General features: G+C 72.6%; 1 protein-coding gene. It reads left to right on the top strand.

What is annotated here, in order from left to right; all coding sequences use genetic code 11:
• The coding region (locus G3N92_RS33415) for a beta-ketoacyl synthase N-terminal-like domain-containing protein (RefSeq protein ID WP_241015191.1) at positions 1 to 1,977 on the top strand (1,977 nt) is incomplete at both ends.

Genomic DNA, 1,977 nt, shown 5'->3' with positions numbered 1-1,977 from the left:
CGGGCCGTGCCGGCGGCGGCCGAGGCCGGCGCGTCGGATGCGGTGCATGCGGCGGCGCTGCACGCGGCGGCGAGCGCCTATCTGGCGCGGTGCGTGGCGGAGGAAACCGGCATGGCGGCGCATCTGGTGCATGCCGACGAACCGCTCGAAGCCTACGGCATCGATTCGCTGATGATCACGCGGCTGACCGATCGCCTCGAAGCGGATTTCGGCACGCTGTCCAAGACGCTGTTCTTCGAATACCGGACGCTGGGCGAGCTGGCCGGCTATTTCGCGAGCCACCATGCGCAGCGCGTGGCGGCCTTGCTGCCGTCCGGTGCGCTCGCGCAGGACGAGGCGGGCGGGACGGCGGCAGCCTTGCCGCCCACGGCACCGGCGCTGGCTTCTGTTCGGCCGGCCGCGCGGCCTGTCGATCCGGCGCAGCCGATCGCGATCGTGGGCCTGGCCGGGCGTTATCCGGGCGCGGCGTCGGTCGACGCGTTCTGGGACAACCTGGCCGCGGGCCGCGACGGCATCGGCGAGGTGCCGGCGCAGCGCTGGGATCACGGCCGTTTCTACGACCCGCGCGCGGGCGTGGCCGGCAAGACCAACAGCAAGTGGGGCGGATTCCTCGACGACGTGGAGGCGTTCGACCCGCTGTTCTTCAACATCGCGCCGAGCGAGGCGGCCTACATGGATCCGCAGGAGCGCCTGTTCCTGCAATGCGCGTGGGAGACGCTGGAAGACGCCGGCTACACGCGGGCCGCGCTCGCGTCGGGCGCGGCCGGCCTGGGCGGCGGCAACGTCGGCGTGTTCGTCGGCGTGATGTACGAGGAGTACCAGCTTTACGGCGCGGAATCGACCGCGGCCGGGCGGCCGGCCGCGCTGGGCGGCAGCGCCGCGTCGATCGCGAACCGGGTGTCGTACTTCTGCAATTTCCATGGCCCGAGCCTGGCCGTGGACAGCATGTGTTCGTCGTCGCTGAGCGCGATCCATCTCGCCTGCGACAGCCTGCGTTCCGGCTCGTGCGACGCGGCCCTGGCGGGCGGCGTGAACCTCACGCTGCATCCGAACAAATACCTGCTGCTGTCGCAGGGTCGCTTCATGTCGAGCACGGGACGCTGCGCGAGCTTCGGCGAGGGCGGCGACGGCTACGTGCCGGGCGAGGGGGTGGGCGCGGTGCTGCTCAAGACGCTCGACCGGGCGGTGGCCGACGGCGACCAGATCTACGGCGTGATTCGCGCGAGCGCGCTCAATCATGGCGGCAAGACGCATGGCTACACGGTGCCGAACCCGCATGCGCAGACGGCCGTGATCGCGCGCGCGCTGGCCCAGGCCGGCGTCGATGCCGGCGAGATCGGCTACATCGAGGCGCACGGCACGGGCACGTCGCTCGGCGATCCGATCGAGATCGCCGCGCTGGGCCGCGCGTTCGATCCGTCCGGCGCGGCGCGCGGCGGCTGCGCGATCGGCTCGGTCAAATCCAACATCGGGCACGCCGAAAGCGCGGCCGGGATCGCCGGCCTGACCAAGGTGCTGCTGCAGATCCGGCACGGCCAGCTCGCGCCGTCGCTCCATTCGCAGACGCTCAATCCGGCCATCGATTTCGCCGCCTCGCCGTTCCGCGTGCAGCGCCGGCTCGAGGCCTGGCCGCGACGCCGCGTCGACACCGCCGGCGGGGTGCGGGAACGGCCGCGGCTGGCCGGGCTGTCCTCGTTCGGCGCGGGCGGCGCGAACGCGCACATGATCATCGAGGAGTTCATTCCGGCGGCGCTGCCCGAGGCGGCGGCGTGGCGCATCGATGCGGGCGCGCCGGCCATCTTCCCGTTCTCGGCGCGCAGCCGGGAGCGCCTGGCCGAAGCCGTGCAACGCTTTGCCGCCTGGCTCGACGGGTGCGGCGAGGCGGATCTGCCGGCGCTGGCCCATGGCCTGCCGCCGTGCCCCCAGGCCTTCGAGCTGCCGCTTGCTGTGGTGGCGGGCACCCTCGCCGATCTGTCC

Origin of the sequence: Burkholderia sp. Ac-20379 (genome assembly GCF_017104645.1) — a bacterium.
Lineage (GTDB): Bacteria > Pseudomonadota > Gammaproteobacteria > Burkholderiales > Burkholderiaceae > Burkholderia.
Note: the sequence above shows the minus strand (reverse complement) of the source record. Positions and strands in the feature narration are given on the sequence as shown.